Origin of the sequence: Acuticoccus sediminis, assembly GCF_003258595.1 — a bacterium.
Lineage (GTDB): Bacteria > Pseudomonadota > Alphaproteobacteria > Rhizobiales > Amorphaceae > Acuticoccus > Acuticoccus sediminis.
In genome coordinates this window covers 1-16,764 of sequence record NZ_QHHQ01000011.1, presented here as the reverse complement: position 1 = coordinate 16,764, position 16,764 = coordinate 1, and the positions used below count along the sequence as shown (strand labels likewise).

General features: G+C 67.4%; 7 protein-coding genes and 2 pseudogenes. 1 reads left to right on the top strand and 8 read right to left on the bottom strand.

Annotation, left to right across the window (positions count from 1 at the left end):
• Positions 1-13: 13 nt before the first annotated feature.
• Both DLJ53_RS31075 and DLJ53_RS31070 read right to left on the bottom strand, forming a co-directional pair.
• Complete coding sequence (locus DLJ53_RS31075; RefSeq protein WP_111352220.1) at positions 14-646, bottom strand: hypothetical protein; 633 nt, start codon at positions 644-646, stop codon at positions 14-16.
• Between the two features lie 669 nt (positions 647-1,315).
• Positions 1,316-1,444: pseudogene (locus tag DLJ53_RS31070) on the bottom strand (IS110 family transposase); the annotation flags it as partial.
• On the opposite strand from DLJ53_RS31070, the pseudogene DLJ53_RS31065 reads away from it, so the two are divergent.
• Positions 1,442-1,696: pseudogene (locus DLJ53_RS31065) on the top strand (IS630 family transposase); the annotation flags it as partial. The pseudogenes DLJ53_RS31070 and DLJ53_RS31065 sit on opposite strands and share 3 nt — an antisense overlap.
• Here DLJ53_RS31065 and DLJ53_RS36465 read toward each other — a convergent pair.
• The 6 genes from DLJ53_RS36465 to DLJ53_RS31035 form a co-directional block, all read right to left on the bottom strand.
• The gene (locus DLJ53_RS36465) at positions 1,693-3,645 is read right to left on the bottom strand and encodes a M10 family metallopeptidase C-terminal domain-containing protein (protein ID WP_111352219.1); all 1,953 of its coding nucleotides are present in this window, start codon (positions 3,643-3,645) and stop codon (positions 1,693-1,695) included. The pseudogene DLJ53_RS31065 and the gene DLJ53_RS36465 sit on opposite strands and share 4 nt — an antisense overlap.
• Positions 3,646-3,751: 106 nt before the next feature.
• Positions 3,752-7,915 (bottom strand): nSTAND1 domain-containing NTPase, encoded by a 4,164-nt coding sequence (locus tag DLJ53_RS31055; RefSeq protein ID WP_111352218.1) that lies wholly within the window; start codon positions 7,913-7,915, stop codon positions 3,752-3,754.
• Positions 7,912-9,405: a TIR domain-containing protein gene (locus DLJ53_RS31050; protein WP_111352217.1), complete on the bottom strand. Its 1,494-nt coding sequence runs from the start codon at positions 9,403-9,405 to the stop codon at positions 7,912-7,914. Before DLJ53_RS31050 ends, DLJ53_RS31055 begins: the two co-directional genes overlap by 4 nt.
• Positions 9,406-9,584: 179 nt before the next feature.
• Entirely contained in the window at positions 9,585-11,486 is a 1,902-nt protein-coding gene (locus DLJ53_RS31045) for a hypothetical protein (RefSeq protein WP_111352216.1), read from the bottom strand.
• Positions 11,487-11,512: 26 nt separating this feature from the next.
• Positions 11,513-12,688 (bottom strand): tetratricopeptide repeat protein, encoded by a 1,176-nt coding sequence (locus DLJ53_RS31040; RefSeq protein ID WP_146620152.1) that lies wholly within the window; start codon positions 12,686-12,688, stop codon positions 11,513-11,515.
• 312 nt (positions 12,689-13,000) lie between these two features.
• Complete coding sequence (locus tag DLJ53_RS31035) at positions 13,001-15,541, bottom strand: Crp/Fnr family transcriptional regulator (protein ID WP_162409734.1); 2,541 nt, start codon at positions 15,539-15,541, stop codon at positions 13,001-13,003.
• Between the last annotated feature and the right edge of the window lie 1,223 nt (positions 15,542-16,764).

Sequence of the window (16,764 nt, the reverse complement as noted above, 5' to 3'; positions counted from 1 at the left end):
ATGCACAGGTCTGCTATGCTGGTTCGTTGGTGTCCTCGTCCCGGTCTGCCTCGGCGGCAGCCAGGACCTCCGCTCGGTCGAAAACCGGCTCCCCCTTAATCCGCACGCGGCCGATGACATGTAGCGTGTCGCCTACGACCAGAACCGCCGGCTCATCGACCGGCTTGAACTCGATCAGGTACTCCAACATCTCCCACGCCTCGGGTGGCATGATGGTCGCGTCGCCGGCCTTGGTCCGGAAGGACTGCGCAATGTCCCGCAGCGTGGTGATGATGATCCGTCCGGGCGAGAAGGGCTTCCGGACCTCCTTGCGATGCCAGCTTAATAGCTCGCCGGGTTCTAAGATGTTCACTTTCTCCTGCTGGAACTTATCGCCAAGGTGACCCGGGTCATCTAGCTGGGCGCAGAATAACAGGTTGTGTTTGTTCGTGAGGACGACCATGCCACCCTCGGCTTCATAGAGTTGCTTCAGCGTTTTCGTGAAGCGGCGCGGTGCTTGAAACCTGATGGCATCTTCGAGCGCCTCGTCTAGCGTGCGGAGACCGTTCAATACCGGCGTGAAGGTGCGGTTGCTTTCGCCGATCCGGAAGATCGAGAGGTAGACAGAAAATCGCGTGGCCTCCACAGAGACGCTCGTAGTGCTCATAGCGGAATCCGTATTCTGTGCGGGGGGTGGTCGACGGAAGCGGTTTCAATCGAGCCATCCGGCTGGACGATCGCGAGGTACGCGTTGCAGACGAGGATCAGGATCTCGTCCGGAGCTTGGCGCGGGCGGCTCCTCACGGAGAGAGGCGATCCCACGAGGCCACGGCACACGTCGCTGCGGTTCTTGAAGGCATAAGCCATGGAGGAACGCGCGCATTCATGGTCATGTCCTTTGCGCGACGGAGCCCTTTGCATCCGTCCATGACCAGAAGATGCGCCCTACCCGCCGGCGGGTTTGGGCAGCTCTTCACATCCCCCCTGTCAAACGGCGTTCAATGGGGGGCCTGACTTCGGTAACGGGGCCGTATTCGTCAAGCGTTTTTGGGCAAACGCCATCGTCCGCCAGAGCGGTGTTTCCGAGTATCAAGTCCGCTGTGCCGCCCTTGCTGCGACCTCTCATCGAGTTTCCCGGGGTGCATGCTTCGGTCCGTGGTCAGCGCAGTGGCTGCCAACATGATGCTGGTTCGATGCAATTCCGGTGTGCCCAACTCACTTGCGTGCTCGCCCGCAGGGGCGGCAACAGTCAGACTCGCGGCATAATCGGAACCACGTCCCTCGGGGACCTCGGAGGCCCGCGCCCGGGCAGGCAGCGGGTCGTGCGGTTAGTCGGTCACTTTGCTGTCGGCGCGGCGTGTGGCTGGAATGTCGTGCCGTCTCGCCACATGCGGTGGAGCACGACCGCGATGCGGCGGGCGAGCGTCACCATCGCGCGCTTGTTGCCGCGGCGCTTGGCGACCCGCGCTGGACCTTCCACTTCACGCCGACATCGTCGTCATGGCTGAACGCCGTCGAGGGCTTTTTCGCCAAGCTCACCCGGCGCCGCCTGAAGCACGGCGTCTTCCGCTCGGTCTGCGATCTGCAGGCCGCCATCAACCGCTACGTGGCCGAACACAACGAGGGTGAGGCAAAGCCCTTCGTCTGGCGCGCCGATCCCGATGCCATCATCGCCGCACGCGGCCGAGGGATCCAAACGTTGGAATCAATCCACTAGGCGAAGATGAATGCGTCTTCGTCGAACGTGTCCAGCCCGATCAGGCGGACTTCGACTTCCGCGGTCGAAGGGTCGCGGTCGGTGTTGCCGACGATGGTGACGACGGGGCCGCCCGTCTGCGGATCCCCCAGGTCGATCCGGTACGCGAGCTGGCCGATGCGGATGATCTCCGACCGACCGATGAAGGTGAATTCTTCGAACTTGTCGCTCTGCGGATCGGCATCCACATCGGTCAGATCGAGACGATCCTCGCCGTTGACGAAGCCGTAGACGACGTCGATGCCGGCGAGCCCGAGGACGACGCGGTCGATCCCCTCGCCGAGATAGATCGTATCGGGGCCGAGGCCGCCGCGAAGGACGTCGTTCCCCTCGCCGGCGTAGAGCGTGTCGGCGTTGCGGCCGCCGTCGAGGGCGTCGTCGCCGCTGCCGCCGAACAACACGTCGGCCCCCGTCCCGCCCTCGATCCAGTCGTCGCCGATCCCGCCGACGAGGCAGTCCGCGCCGAGGCCACCGATCAGGCTGTCGTCGCCGCGCCCGCCGATCAGCGTGTCATCGCCGGCACCGCCGTCGATCGTATCGTTGCCGCCGCCGCCATCCATCCAGTCGTCGCCGGACCGTTGGCGGATCTCGGCCCGCGACAGCTTGCCTTTGAGGAGGAAGTCCTGGAGATCGCCGAACATGGAATCGTCCTGCCGGCCGCCGATCACGCGATCGTCCCCGAAGCCGCCGACGAGCGTGTCGTCGCCGTGATTGCCGAACAGCGTGTCGTCGCCATTGCTGCCCAGCAGGCTGTCGTCGCCGCGCTGGCCGACGAGCCGGTCGTCGCCGATGCCGCCGAACAGGAAGTCGCGATCGGCACCCCCGACGAGCGTGTCGTCGCCCGGCCCACCCCTCAGTGTGTCGCTTCCGTCGCCCCCGAGAAGCCTGTCGTTGCCGCTCTTGCCGAAGAGCGCATCGTCGCCGGCGTTGCCGACGAGGCGGTTGGCCACCCTGTTGCCGATGATCGTGTCGCGCCCGGCGCCCCCGGTGGCGTGCTCGATGACGGTGCCGACCGCGAGCGTTAGGTTGCCTCTCTGCCCGGCGATGTCGGAGGCGTGCGTGTCCGCCATCGTGCCCCGGACGATCGTGAGATCGATCCGCTGCTGATAGGGGAGCGCATAGTCGAACTTCAGATGATCTCGTCCCCCGGCGTCGTAGATCGTGAAGGCGGCTTCGGAGAGCAGCGTGGCCATATTGTCCAGCGGCCAGGGCAGATCGCCGTTGCTGGCTGTGCGGCCGTAGACGGTGGGCCCGTCGAACGCGCCGCTGAGGTCGTAGTGCCGCTCGAGCGCCAGGAAGTCGGCCTGCCGCGGGGTCAGCAGGTAGAGACGCGAGGCCCCGTCGGCATGCGCCGCATTCTGGAGCTGGTCGACGTACGACATGATCGACACGTGCCAGCTGTCGTTGTCGAGCCGGGCGCCGGGCCGGCCGGCCACGTGGGTGTCGCCGAGGCCGAGAACGTGCAAGATCTCATGCAGGAACGTCTGGTAGTGATACATGTCGTAGTCGGACAAGGTCGCGCCACGCCCCGGCTCTTTGTCGAGCGTCTGGCTGAAGTTGCGCGGGACGTTCGTGAAGGCATAGAGGACGCTGTCGCCCTTCAGCCGCGGCAGCGTGGACGCCTCGGCGCTCCCCCGCGAATCGCCGAAGAACAGATCCGTCGTGCGGACGTTCGACGAAGTCGTCTGCTGGAACGTGATGCCCTCGAACAGCGTGTCGTAATACGACATGACGTTCTGGACTTGCGTCTGGTGGGCGGGGAGAAGGCCGTTGCGATCGACCTGGTTGCCGACGCGGTAGCCGGTGATGTTGTACTCGAGGCGGTCTTCCTGGAACCAGCGCGTCGTCTCGTCCGTGAGCGACCAATACCCGCTGACCAGACGATTTGCGACGCTTCCCAAAGTTGCCATCTGGCCGCTCCTCCAAAATCCACGCAAGAAAACAACGTTTTGAACGTGGTACTTACGACATCCCGGCGGCGCAACCGCGGGCCCTGTGCACCGCCCCGGCCCGCTCTCAGGGCCGTGGCGGCGGCGCGTCGTCCGTCTCGGTCAGGGTCTCGCCGAACAGGGCCGTGATGTCCGCCATCGGCGGCATCTCGATGCCGCGTGCCCGCAGGTCGGAAAACTCGTCGAGAACGGCCCGGTCCCACAGAAGCGCCCCTCCAAGGAGCAGCGCCCCCCGATGCCGCATGAAGATCTCGCGCGCCGCTTCGACGTCGCCGAGACGCATCAGGGCCACGGCGCGGTTGACCTCGATCCACGTCTGCTCGGGATCGAGCGCCAGCGCCGCCTCGGCCGCGGTCAGCGCAAGGCGCGAGGCGTCCGAGCGGATCGCGAGGCCGGAGAGGCTGCCATAGGCGGTGACGAGGGCCGCCCGCGTCTCCTCGTGCGCCGCCCCGCCACGCCGGCGCGCCGCATCGAGCAGGCCGAGGCTCTCCTCGAAGTCGCCGGACCGGGCGGCCGCTCGAGCCGCGTCGATGGTCGGCCCTTCCGTCGGCGCCTCGGTCTCGCCCGCTTCGGGCGGCGGCCCGGAACGCGCCTCGTCGGACTGCGCCAGCGCGCGCGCCATGGCGGGGAAGGACACGCCCCGCTCGCGCGCGTGACGATCGACCGCTTCGAGACGGGACGCGACGTCGCCCACGACCTCGGCGCCACGGAAGGTCTCGAGCCAGACGACGTGGTCGCCGATCCCGCGATACGGGAAGTCGTCCGGTCGTTGATGGAGGTCGACGTCGACATCGTAGACCAGACCCGCGACCGATACGGGGATCGACAGATGGACGACACGCTGGCGCCTCGCCAGTGCGTCGAGCCTCGCCGCGCGGTCCTCGTCACGCGGCACGCCGAGGCCGAGACGGGCCATCTGCGCCAGGAACCGGGTCGCGACGCTCTCTCCGGCGCGGCTTGCCGCCTCCAGCTCGGGTCTCGCCTCGGCGTAGCGCCCGCGTTCGAACAGCAAGGCGCCCACCTCCGTCCGGGCATCGTCCACCGCCCGGCGCAGTCGAACGTCCCAGGGGAACCGCGCCAGAACCGGCTCGCAGCGCGAGGCCATGGTCGCCAGCACCCCTCGCGCGGCATCGACCCGCCTAGCGCGAGCGTGCAGCCGCACCATCCCGGCATACGCCTCGCACGCATCCGCCACCCCCTCCGACGGCGCGTCTCCCGGCTGGAAGGTTCCGAGGGTCTCTTGATCGGCGACCACGCGCTGGTGGAGCGCCAGTCGCTCGCTCTCGCCGGCATCCTCAGCGCGGAGCACGGCGGCGAGCTGGGCGGCGACCATCGCGTCCATCCGGCGGAGGGACGGGCCGTCCGGCGTCGCCGCGAGGTTGCGGCTCAAGGCATCGAGCGCCGCGCGGTAGAAGGTCATGCGCTGCGCAGCGCTCGTCTCCTCGCCGGACAGGGCGTCGACGATCGAGCGGAGCGCCTGCTCAAAGCGGAAGACGTCGGCGGTGAGCCGGCTGCCCTCGCCGAACAGCGTCAACCAGTGGTCGGCGAGCGCTCCGCCGGCCTCGGCCGCGGCGGTCTCGGAGCCGCTCGTGGAGCGTTCGACGGCGACGCGCTGCTGGAGGAGCTGGAGCTTGGCGAACTGGAGCGGGGCGAGGTCCGGATCGGATGCGAGGAGCATGTCGAAGAGCGCGACGGCGCGGTCGAGCGCCGCGCGCGCCCGCGCGATGTCCCCGTCCACCGTCAGCCGGCGCGTTTCGACGACGGTGCAGTGGGCGAAGGTCGCGCCGATGTTGGCCGCAATCAGCGGCACCGTCTCGACGAGGTCGTCCGCCTCGCGGCACAGGGTGTCCTCGGCGCTCGCGGCCACGCGGCGAAGCTCGCTGCGCTGCGGATCGTCCGCCGGCAGGGCGTCGGCGGCCAGCCGGGCGCGATCGGCAAGGTTGCGCCGATATGTCATCGCACGGGTACGGAAGACCTGGTTTTCAGGATCGGCGGCGAGGGCGCGGTCCTCGAACGCGACGACGCGACGCAGCGCGGCAAACGCCGCGCTCGGGTCACCGTCCGCCGCCTCGTCGAGCCAGCGCGATCGGGCGAAGGTCGCACGCGCGACGGCGTTGGCAAGCGCCGCCTCGGTCACCTCCCGTCCGAGGCCGGCGAGGACCTGCTCGGAGAGGCCGAGCGCGGAATCGGCGCCCGCATAGTCTCCGGCGTTCATCCGGTTCCAGGCATGGGCCGTGACGACTTCGAAGAAGGGCACCAGAAAGTCGGGGCCGTGGTCGCCCCGCCCCGGCGCCGCCTCCTCGCGCGCCAGCTCGAAGGCCTCGGCGATGACGTCCACGGACCGCTCGTCCGCGCCCAGACGCTCCAGCGTCTGCCCGTAGGTCAGTCGGAAGTGCAGGATCTGGGCCGGCGTCAGGCGGTCGGAGGCCTGCGTCAGCGTGTAGGCCTGGAACGGCGCGATGAGGTTGGAGAGCCGCTCCTCGTAGCGGCTGAACCCGAGGACCGCCGCATCCTGCGCCTCGGCCATGGTCGTGGCGAAGTCGGTCACGAGGGCGACCGATCGCGTCTTGAAGTCGCCGAGCGTCCGATTGATCGCCGTCAGGCGGGCATTCGTGTCGAACAACGCGTCGTTCAGGCGATCCTTCTCCCGGTTGGCCCGGTAGAGCCAGACCGAGGCTCCCGTCACCACCACCAGAAGCACGGTGAGCGTCGCGACCAAACCGTCGCGCAGTCGCCGCATCCGGCGCCGTCGCTTCCGCTCCTCCTCGTGCGCGGCGGCGATGGCCTCCCGGCTCGCCTGGAGGAACGCGTGGACCGTCGCGAACTGCCCGCCGTGACGTTCCGCCCAGGGGGCCGTCGGCCGCACTCGGTCGAGCCACTCCGAGGCGGCGGCAAGGTTCGTCTCCGACAGGAGATCGGCCGTCCCGGCGGCATGGGCCTCGGCCTCGGCCGCGAGCTGGCGCCATCGCTCCCCGTCGAGCGTCTCGGCCCGATGCCACTCGGCGAGCCGGGACCACTGGCGGACCAGGCTCTCGTGGGTGATGTCGACGACCGTGGCTCCGTCGAGCGGCACGGAGGGATCCGGGCGCAGGAAGCTGCAGTGCGGCGCCCGCATCGCCTCGATGACGGTGCGCAACTCGTCCTCGGTGCGGCCCGTGAGGGCGACGAGCTCGTCGAGCCGCGCCGGCCGGCGGACGGCACTCGCGAGGCTGGTCCCCGTCACGAGGCCGCGCATGAGCGGCTCCACGACGGGGATCCAGTCGCCGTCCGGCCTTTCGCCGAGATCGGCCAGGATCTTCTCGCCGTGCTGGTCGAGCGCCCCGCGCACGCCGCCGATCTCCTGGTAGCCGGCAAGCGTCAGCGTGATCGGCGCCTCGCCCTCCGGCCGGCGCATCCACAGCCAGTTGAGGACGTGCTGCATCAGGGGAAGCTGGTCGGCCTGGCGGGAGAGGTGCTCCAGTTGCGAGACCTCTTCCTTCGCATCCCAGGGGGCGAAGGCGGCGAGATCGTTCAGGAGCCGGCTGACCAGCGCCGGCTCGACGTCGAACCCCAGCACCCCCGCCGGCCCCTCGATCGCCGCGCGACACTCTTCGCGCGACATGCGCCCGATCAGGTAGAGGCTCTGGTTGATGCGTTCGGCGAGCTCCGGCAGCAGCGCGCAGGCCCCGAGGAACTCGGACCGCATCGTCAGGACCACATGGATGGGCGCGTCGCTGGTCACGCTCTCCAGCAGGAGGTTGACGAAGGCCTCCGCCTCCTCGCGCGCACTATAGTCGCTGTAGCGAAACAGCTCCTCGAACTGGTCGACGAGGAGGAGTAGGTTCTGGCCACGGCGCAGGTGGCCCCCGTTGGCCCACCGGATGAGGCCGAACGGGCTGTGCTCGACCTCGGCGAGAAGAGCCTCGACGTCGAACGCGTCCGCCGGCGCGTCGCCGGAGTGGACGACGGCGCGGGCCAGGTTGGTGAGCGGCGACACGCCGGGCGAGAAGTCAGCCACGCGCCAGTCGGACCCGACCGCCGCGTAGAGGCCGAGGTCGAGCGCGTCGAGGAGCCCCGTGCGCACGAGGGACGACTTCCCACTCCCCGACGGTCCGAGGACCGCCAGGAAGCGCGTCGCCGCCAGGCGTTCGACCATGGCGTCGGTCGAACGCTCCCGGCCGAAGAAAAGGTCGATCTCGTCGTGGGAATATGCACGCAGGCCCGGATACGGGAGCCGGTCCGGGCTGGTCATGAAGACCTGTTCACGAGATCCAGGATCGGACTGTGCTGCCAGTCCGGGTTGAGGTCGAGGATCTGAAGGTCAGGCGAGCGGAAACCGAGGTTGCTGGACTTGCCCGCGGGCGGGCCGATGCAGACCGCCTTGATCCGCGCGCTCATGTGCGGGCGCATCTTGCTCAGCATCGACAGCTGCGCACGCACCCACCGCAGGCCGACCTCGCCGTAGAGAAGAAGCAGCGTGTCGCAGTCGCACAGGCGCTCGATTAGATCCTCCCGCAGCTCGTGCGGCGAGGCGTCGTAGATCGGAACGGCGGTGTCCTGTCCGATCGTCACGAAGACGTCCTGCAAGTGCTCGGCCGCCGCCCGGTCCAACTGGTCCGCGTTGATGAAGATATAGCCCGAGGTGGGCTTGCCGGCGGCCGATATCGCCCGAGCGGCCGCCTCCAGCAGATACCGGACCTGGTTCACGAAACCCGGATAGGTGGCCGCGATCACGGTATCGTCGTCGATGAGCGCGCCGTGCTTCGGCACCGGGGCGTTCGCGCCCGAGACGTCGGGCCGCCGCCAGACCATCGTGGGGGTGGCGGTGTCGCGCGCGACATCGAGCTGGGCGGCGTAGTAGCCGTCCGGCAGGTCCTTCGGTCGCCGGCCGGGATGGGTGCCGATCGGCAGGACGAAGAGCGTCGCGCCCGCCATCGCCTCGGTGGCGTCGGCCTTGAAGTCCGCCCCGCCCTGGCGGATCTCCGACAGGTAGGTGACGTCGTAGCCGAGGTCCGCGAAGAAGGCCTTGAGGCGTTCGGCATCGTCTTCCATGTCGGCGGCGGTCTGCCCCACGACGAGGCGAACGGCCTGCGCATGCGGCGCCGTCACCGCGGGGGTCGCGGCCGCCGCGGGCGTGAGGGCGGCTGACGGCCGGGTGAGTTGCGTCGCCGGATCGCGCTCCGGCGCGCCGGGCGACGGGGCGGCGCTGCCGAAGCGCATGGCGAAGAGCTGCGTCGCGATCTGCTGGGCCACCTGGGTGCAGCGCGCCCGGTACGTAGCCGAGCCGCGGACGAGCGTCTGTTCGACGTTGAAGGCGCTGTCACGCTCCCAGAAGGCGAGCCGCTTTCGCGTCTCGAGGATCGACTGGTAGCGCTCGCCGGGCAGGAGCGGCAGGTATTCGATCGCGAAGAGCCGGTTGGTGTAGTCCGGTTGCTCGCAGAATTCGGCGATCTCCCGCTGCGTCCACTCGCGTTGATTGTAGGCGCTGGACGCCACGGCGAAGAACGTCGCCGACTGGCGCACGGCATCGAGCAGGGTCGAGAGCCCGTGATTGCTCGCAAGCCGATGACGGTCGAAGTAGATGTTGAGGTTGTCGCCGCCACCGAGGCGGCTGCGGATCATTCTGTCCAGAAGCTCGACGAGTTCCGTGATCCAGCCGTCACCGTCGTCGATGAGATTGAAGTCGTCGACGGACGCATAACTGACGAAAACGTCGTACTCGTAGCCTGGGGTATACGCCATCGCCGTCGCGGCCTTCGCAATGCAGTGGTGGAGCCTCTCTGGAGCGGTGCGCCTGAGCGATCCCGCAAGCCACATCGGCTTCCTTTATGTCCCAATGAAGCACCGCTGATAAGGCCATCGCGGCCCGCGGCGGCAACCGGCGCTCCTCGCGCCCGGACTGCGGGCCGGCGCGACCCTCCTCAGCGCCGTTGCACTTCGGCCGCGAACGTTCCCCTCGCACGGTAGCGGCGGGCCGCCGTATCGGGCGAGGACAGGCTGAAGCCCCCGACGATGCCGGCCGGCGTATCGAGCCGCGCGCTCGTCGCGCTGACCAGAGGCCCGACGAAGTGGCCCTGCGCACGGCCGGTGATGCCCTCCGACCCCGTCCCGCGCAGGGTCGCGTCGTAGTTCGGGAAGCCGCGGCTCCGCCCCGTGTAGGTCCGCCGGTCGAAGTCGACCGTGACCCGGCCTTCCCGCGCGGCGAAGTCGAAGTTGTCGGAATACGTGCCGACGACGTTGCCGCGCACCACGTCACCGTCGAGCACGTCGCCGATCACGTGGCCATCGTAGGTCACCGTCGCGGTCGTATTGCGCCGCGCCTGATTGACCACGGCGACCTCCTCGTCGCTCAGCGGCTGACCGGCGGCGAAGCTTCCGGAGTAGCCCCGTTCGACGGTCGTCCCGTTCTCCTCGCTGCGCTCTAAGCCGATGAAGGTGCCCCACCGCAGGTGCTCGTACTCGCGCGGCGCCGGGTTGGGGGTGGAGCCGCCGGTGCGCTGCGCCTCCGCCGCGAGCGCGGGTCCCGACGTCACCTCCAGCGAGGGGCGCCCCTCGCTGGACCCGGCGAAGACGGCGGCGCTTTCGAAGACGCTGTCGTCCTGCTGGGTGATGGACTGGGAGAACTCTTCGAACTCGATCGACGCCTCGAAGCCGCGCGTCAGCGGGTTGGCGTTGAAGAAGGCGAAATTGGATCGCGTCGCGTCGGCCGTCGAGAGAAGGGCGTAGGTCGCCGCCTCGCCGCCACTGATCGTGGCGCTCAGCCCGCTGGCGAACCCGACGATATCGGGGATCGGCGGGCCGGTGTACGGGGCCTGCAGGTCCGGCCGCGTGCGGGCGAGGAGATCGTCGACGGTGTTGCGCGTCAGCTCCGTGCCGGGGTACGGCGCGACGACGTCGAGCGCACCGGCAATGGTGTCCGTCGGCGGTGGGCTCCCGCCGTCCGGGGTTTCCACGACCTGCCGGGACAGCTGGTTGAGGATCGACGCGAAGTAGCTGTTGGCCTGGATCGTGAGCGGCAGACCGACCGTGGAGACCGACGCGCCGCCGAGATCGGTGAGGGCGGCGGCGGGGGCGGCCAGCGCCACCTGAAGCTCGGCATCGTCCTCCGCCTCGTCCCGCTGAGCGTCGACGCAGGAGACCGATGCGTCCCCGCCGTCCTCGGAGCCGGCACACACGACGAGGGCCGAGTGACCGCCGCCGCCCGCGCCCATCGCGGGGACCAGGCGCATCTGGCCGACGAGGGTCGTCGCGTGGTGTCGCCCGGCCTCGTCGCGGAGCCCCGGACTGAGCCGGAAGAGATCGTCGAGCAGGAGGCTGCGCGCCATGCGGCGGGGACCCATGAGCCGGTCCGCGTCCGCGACGATCTGGAAACCGGGCCGGTAGAGGGTTTTCGTCACCCCGTTCTTCGAGACGACCAGCGCGGCCCCGTTGAACAGATGCGCCCGCGTGCCGGCCGACGAGACGTCGACGATCGCGGTGCCGTCCGTCAGCGCGAAGGCGGCATCGCGGGTCTGGATCGCGACGGGCACGGTCCGGTTCGTGGCACCGCCGGCGATGCGCACAATCCCGGCGTCGACCGCCACCGCAACGCTGCCGCTTGCGCCGCTGCGGACCGTGGCCGCAGCGCCGGGGCCGAGCACGACGGACGCCCCGTCGCGAAAGAGGATCTCGACGGTCTCCCGCGGTGCGGCGCGGAAGGTCCGCCGGGTGCCGTCAGCGTAGTTGAGCTGGCGCACGGTGAAGCCCTGCTGCGTTGCGCCCGCGTCCGGAGGGGCGGCGCCGAGGGCACACACGAGAAGCGCAGCGAGAGCGATGGGGCGCATTGTAGACCTCATGACAGCGCGGGGTGTCAGAAGCGAGCCGAGAGAAGGAGCAAGCCGAAGACGTTGTCGTAGCTGTCGATTTCGTAGTTCGACATATTGCTCTCCAGCCCCGATTGAGCGGTCAGCTCGACATGATCGCCCAGCGGCACGTTGAGCGCCACACCGAGGCGCAGACGCACGTCCTCCTGCGTCTCGGTCGGGTCGATGGCGCGGTCGGGGCTGTCATAGGCGCGCAGCGCCGCCGTGGCGTCGGCCTGCAGCGCCCACGGCTGCGGCTGGCCGAAGGGCGACAGGAAGAGATGCTGACCGACGAGGCCGGCGGCCACTTCCCCGAAGGCTTCGAACGCCGCGTCGGCCTGTTTGCGAAGGCCAGTCACGATGAACCCGCCGCTGGTGCGCTCGGTGAAGCGATAGTTCACGCCGCCGCTCAGGCCGAGGAGCGAGCCGTCGCGAATGTTGTTGGCGGGGACGAGGCCGGTGGCGTGGAAGTCCTGATAGTGGGCGAAGCCCCCGAGGCTGAGGGCCGTGCGCGCACCGGCCGGCACCGTGAGGCGCACCGACGGCCCGATCTCGGTCACATAGGATTCGTAGTCGCGCCAGAGCTGGATGACGTCGGCGCGGACCTGAAGCACGCTGGGCCCGCCGAAGATCCGGTCCAGCCGGAAATCGACGCCCACCGCTCCGGTTAGGACGTCCATATCGAAATCGTTCAGCTGAACGTAGCGCCGCGAGTAGAACCCTGCGCTGGCAGTCAGGGCGTGACCAGCCTGCGTCCCAAGGTCGTAGCGCAGACTGAATCCGCCACTGCCGATAAAGGACATGTCGCCTCGCCCGGTCGCCGAGGGGTCAATCGTGCCGCTGGCGCTGGTCGCCCCGTCGCCCGGACCGAAATTGGCGTTGCTGTCGGCGCCGATACCGGCAGATATGTAACCCGACGCGATCAACCGCCTCTGGTTCCGGTCAGCCGCGGCGAGGATCTCGGCCGCGCGCGCCTTTACCGCCGCAGGTGCGTCCGGATTCTCGAGGGCCTCGGCGATCATGCGCTGCGCTAGAACGTCCTGACCGGTGCGGAAATAGAGGACGCCGAGCTCAAGCTTGATGTTGTCGAGATCCGGGAACAGAAAGAGAATACGCTCCAACGCGACAATCGCACCGCGGATATTTCCGTTTCGGGCGGCAGCGCTGGCGTATTGAAACGACACCTCCGGATCCGATGGACGCATGAGAACCGTCGCCAGATAGTCTGATTCGGAGGGCTCCTGGGAATGAACGGGGCCGGCAAGGCCAACAAGAAGGCCGAGGCAAAGGGATAGCCGGACAAACATTTACGTCCAATCCCGAAGGAACAAAGAACACGCGTCGCATCGGAAAAATACTGAGGGGTGAAACCGGCCAAGTCAAAAAATGATCGGTTGTCAATTCGAGACCATAGGTTGTTATGCCTCATGATTTTCAGAATGAAAACCGAGAAAGAGGACGCCGCGAGGCGTTCCGAAGGGGCGTACGGGGCCGCTTCAGAGCCAGCTCAGGGCATACATGTCGCTGCGCGCACCGACCGGGACGAGCGTTTGCCCCTTGCGATCGCTGAATGTCGCCTCCATCGCGTAGGTGGCCGTCGCGAGTGTAATATCGGGTGGTGCACCCGGCACGTCCGTCGCCCCGGTGAGCCGAGTGAGATGGTCGTGAGCGATCGTCCCCTCCCCCCGGCGTATGCCACCGTGGTCACAGATGATCCGCAACGCCACACCGCTTGTCGCGGCACACTTGCGGGCTCTCTCTACAACAGAACGCACCTCGGCCACCGTATCCGCGATAATGGCGTAGGCCGTTCGTCGACTCTTGAGCGCGCGAACCAGGAGAGCGTCACCAAACCGTACCGCCAGCGTGTCCGAAAACCTGTCCTTCGCACCTCTATCGAGGTCGTTGATGGGGTAGAGAAAGACGACAGCGGCGCCCGATACTGTCAGACCGGCGGTCGGCCCGGCCGGCTTCGGCCGCGTCAGTGGAAATTCGACGACGACGGTCTCCAGGCCGTGGGCCGCCCATTCGGACATTCCGGATGAAGTGCTTGCGATCGTACTGCGGTCGCCGCCCCCGGAGACCGATACCAGAAGGGGTTCCGTGTCGAGATGGCCGGCTCGTTCCAGCGCTCGGCCAGCACAATGGCGGAAAGTCTGTCGATAGTACCAATCCTGGCCGAGGCGTGGCACGTCGCCCGGGCATAGGATCGTGATCGTCGCCGCCTTCGCCAGACATGCATCGAAACGGTTGTTCCAGCCCTCCTCTCCGTCTGCATCCCCGATGGCGACTGACGCGGCGCGAAAGTCGGCGATCGAAAACGGCATGACCACATGCAGCTCCGCACCACGGGCAAGCGCGGCTTCGGCCAGTACGATGTCGGCGCCGCAGGCAAGCGACACATACAGCGACCCCACGTTGTGTGTCTGGAAGGCGACCTCGACCCCTTTGGCGATACGTTCGGCGGTGTCGGCACGGGGGGCTGCGTCGGCGTCCGTCGCGCGGATCATGTGCCCGACCCCAACCGCCGGGCGGGAGATCGGCATAAACGTCACCAGCGCGTCGGGATCCATCGCGAGCGCCGGAGCGAGCAGGCGAAGCTGGCGCCGCGTCGAAGCCCGCGCGCCGTCCGTGGCGTCCGGGAGCAAGGACGCTGCTCGGAACTGGCAACGGGCGGCCTCTGTCTCGTTGGTAATGAGGAGGGCCTCCGCGGCGGTCGCGGCAGACCAATAGGACGGTGCCAGCGAGCGATCCTCCAGGTACGGACGGGCGAGCTGCGTCGCCGTCGACTTGTCGCCGGCGAGAAGCGTCATGGCTGCTCTATTGACCGCGGCAAAGGGGGAACGGGCGATGTCGTGCGCGATGGCATAGGCCGCTGCGGCGCGTGACGCGTGGTCTTGCGTTTCCTGCAGCGTGGCGGCATGGCGGCAGCCGTCTTTCTCCAGCCGGCCGAGAAGGGCGGCAATGTCAGTCGCGAGCTGGCGTTCCAACGCCGTCGACGGCCGGATGTCGTCGAGGTCATCCCATGCGTCGGTGGCGTTCAGTCGATGGATCCCAGCGCGCACGAGGTGCGATACGGCGGCGGCCGTGACACCCGGTCCGAAGCCGTGGCGTTCGAGCAGCGCAGCGGCCTCGCCGGTGGCACCTAGACGGGCCGCGGTGAGTGCTGCGCGAAACACCAAGGTCGGCGCATCGAGGAGATGCGAGGCGAAGCTGAGTGCCAGTGTGCGTGCCCGCAGGAGGTCACCTGCGTCGAGCAAATGGTCGATCTCGCCGACGACGTCCTGATGCACATCGGCCGGCGCGACGTCTTGCAGATTCGCAAGCAAGCGGAGGCGATTGAAATCCAGCACTACGAGCGGGCTCGTCGTGACGAGGCCGGCGCGGGCCCATTCGCTGAGGTGCATGGCGATGGTCCGGCGGCTGACCGCCAGCTCGCTCGCCAACTCGTCCTGGGTGATCTTGCGGGCGAATTCGACTCGGTTGCCGTGAAATGTACCCTGCGTCGCGGCGGCCTCGGTGAGCAGCGCCGCCAGGGCGATTTCGGCGCCGACCTCGCGACGGCGGACTTGGACCTGCATCGCGTCCAGCAGACGTCGGGCGCCTTCGCGAACCAGGAGGCGGCGGAAACGGTGCTCGCTCTCGCTGAGGGTGGCGACGGTCTGCGCCGGCAGCCTCATCACCACGAGAGGCGTGACGGCGACGGCCCTGGTACAACGACGTGGGAGATTGGGGCCGATCCCGGCCAGAAGCAATTCGACGTCGCCGATGACGCCGAACTCGCCAACATGGTCAGCGCGGATGAACTTGCCAGCGGTCGCACCGAACTCGAAACGAGCGAGGGGGGCGTCGTCGCCTTGGCCACGCCGCGGTCGCGTGACGACGAAGAGCGCGTCGCTGGGATCGCCGATCTCGAACAGGACGTCTCCCGGGTGGACCACATTACTCAGCGTGGATACGCGAGCAAGCTCTCGGAGCCCGTCGGCACTCAGCGTGGCGAACAACGAGCAGCGTTCAAGAATGCCCTTGTCAATCACGTTCAAGACTCACGATGTTCGGAACATGCAATCGCGTCGTGCCCCTCGTCGTCCCAGGACGAGACTTCGCAAATAGCATAGCATCGTTCGTTTGGGGTCTGGGCTAGGGTTGGGCCCATCGCACCACCTCCCGTCATGGTGCGTCTTACGTCAGATCGACCAGTATTCAACCTCGCCGACGTCGATGTCGGACGTGACGCACAGGGTTACGTTGCGGATCCGTTGCTGTGTGCCGGAGCCGAAAGGCTCGAACATGATTATGCGGGGGTCACCCTGGTGATTGTTCGGCTCGAAAGTGAAGTACCCCATGGACGCTCGCATTGTAGCGCCGAGCAGATCCTCGCCTGTCACCGTCCGGTATCAATCTGAGAGGCATAGACCGAGTAGACGTTGGAAATTGCTCTTGGTGTGGATGTTGAACAAGCGCTACCCCTGATCGGCATCGGAAGGATCATAGCGGCCGTGAGGATCATCCACATGAACGCTCAACTTTCTCGCTTCGGTTGACGACGGCCGGTGCTGGCCTGACGAGAAGAACTTTTGGCCGAGATGCGATCGGCGGTTTGCGCGCTCTTGCACATTCGCGACATGCCGCCGCTACGGCATCCGATGCGAGTTGTGGTGAAGGAGGAGACGAGGCTTGGAGCCGCCGTTCGGTCCTCGCCGATCCGCTCCAGACGGAACTCGGTGCTGACGAGTTACCAATCTACGCCCACCTCATCGAGATCCGGACGGCGTGTCGGCGAACACCATGCCTATCATTGCCATTCGAGAGAGCGTCGACGGTTTCCTTCGAGACGACGCTCCCGACCCACCGCGCCTACGCCGATATCAAGGCGCGCATAGACGTAGACGCAGGCGCGCAACACGGCACAGCCGTACAAGCGCACAGCCGCAATGGCGCATGCCCACGAACGCGCAAACGCGCAAACGAACAGACCCGCAAACACGCAACACGGTATGAGCGTATTCGCGTACCCACACAGGCGCGCACGAGCGCAATTGTGTGATCCCGCAGAAGCGCAGAAGCGCAGAAGCGCAGAATGGTAGTTACGTAATCTCGCAAACGCGCAGAGTGACAATCACGTAATCGCACAGAAGAACACAGCACGACTGATGCTTTTGTTCAGCGTTTGCGGTTGAGGCGAAAGACGAGGCAGGATATATCGGAAAGTAGAACTTTCGCGATTAAAGCCCACCTCACCGCCTCGGCTCTCCCCTCA

Bases quoted from the DNA above. Each gene is read 5' to 3' on its own strand.
- DLJ53_RS31075 (WP_111352220.1), bottom strand. From the start codon at position 646: ATGAGCACTACGAGCGTCTCTGTGGAGGCCACGCGATTTTCTGTCTAC.
- DLJ53_RS36465 (WP_111352219.1), bottom strand. From the start codon at position 3,645: ATGGCAACTTTGGGAAGCGTCGCAAATCGTCTGGTCAGCGGGTATTGG.
- DLJ53_RS31055 (WP_111352218.1), bottom strand. From the start codon at position 7,915: ATGACCAGCCCGGACCGGCTCCCGTATCCGGGCCTGCGTGCATATTCC.
- DLJ53_RS31050 (WP_111352217.1), bottom strand. From the start codon at position 9,405: ATGGCGTATACCCCAGGCTACGAGTACGACGTTTTCGTCAGTTATGCG.
- DLJ53_RS31045 (WP_111352216.1), bottom strand. From the start codon at position 11,486: ATGCGCCCCATCGCTCTCGCTGCGCTTCTCGTGTGTGCCCTCGGCGCC.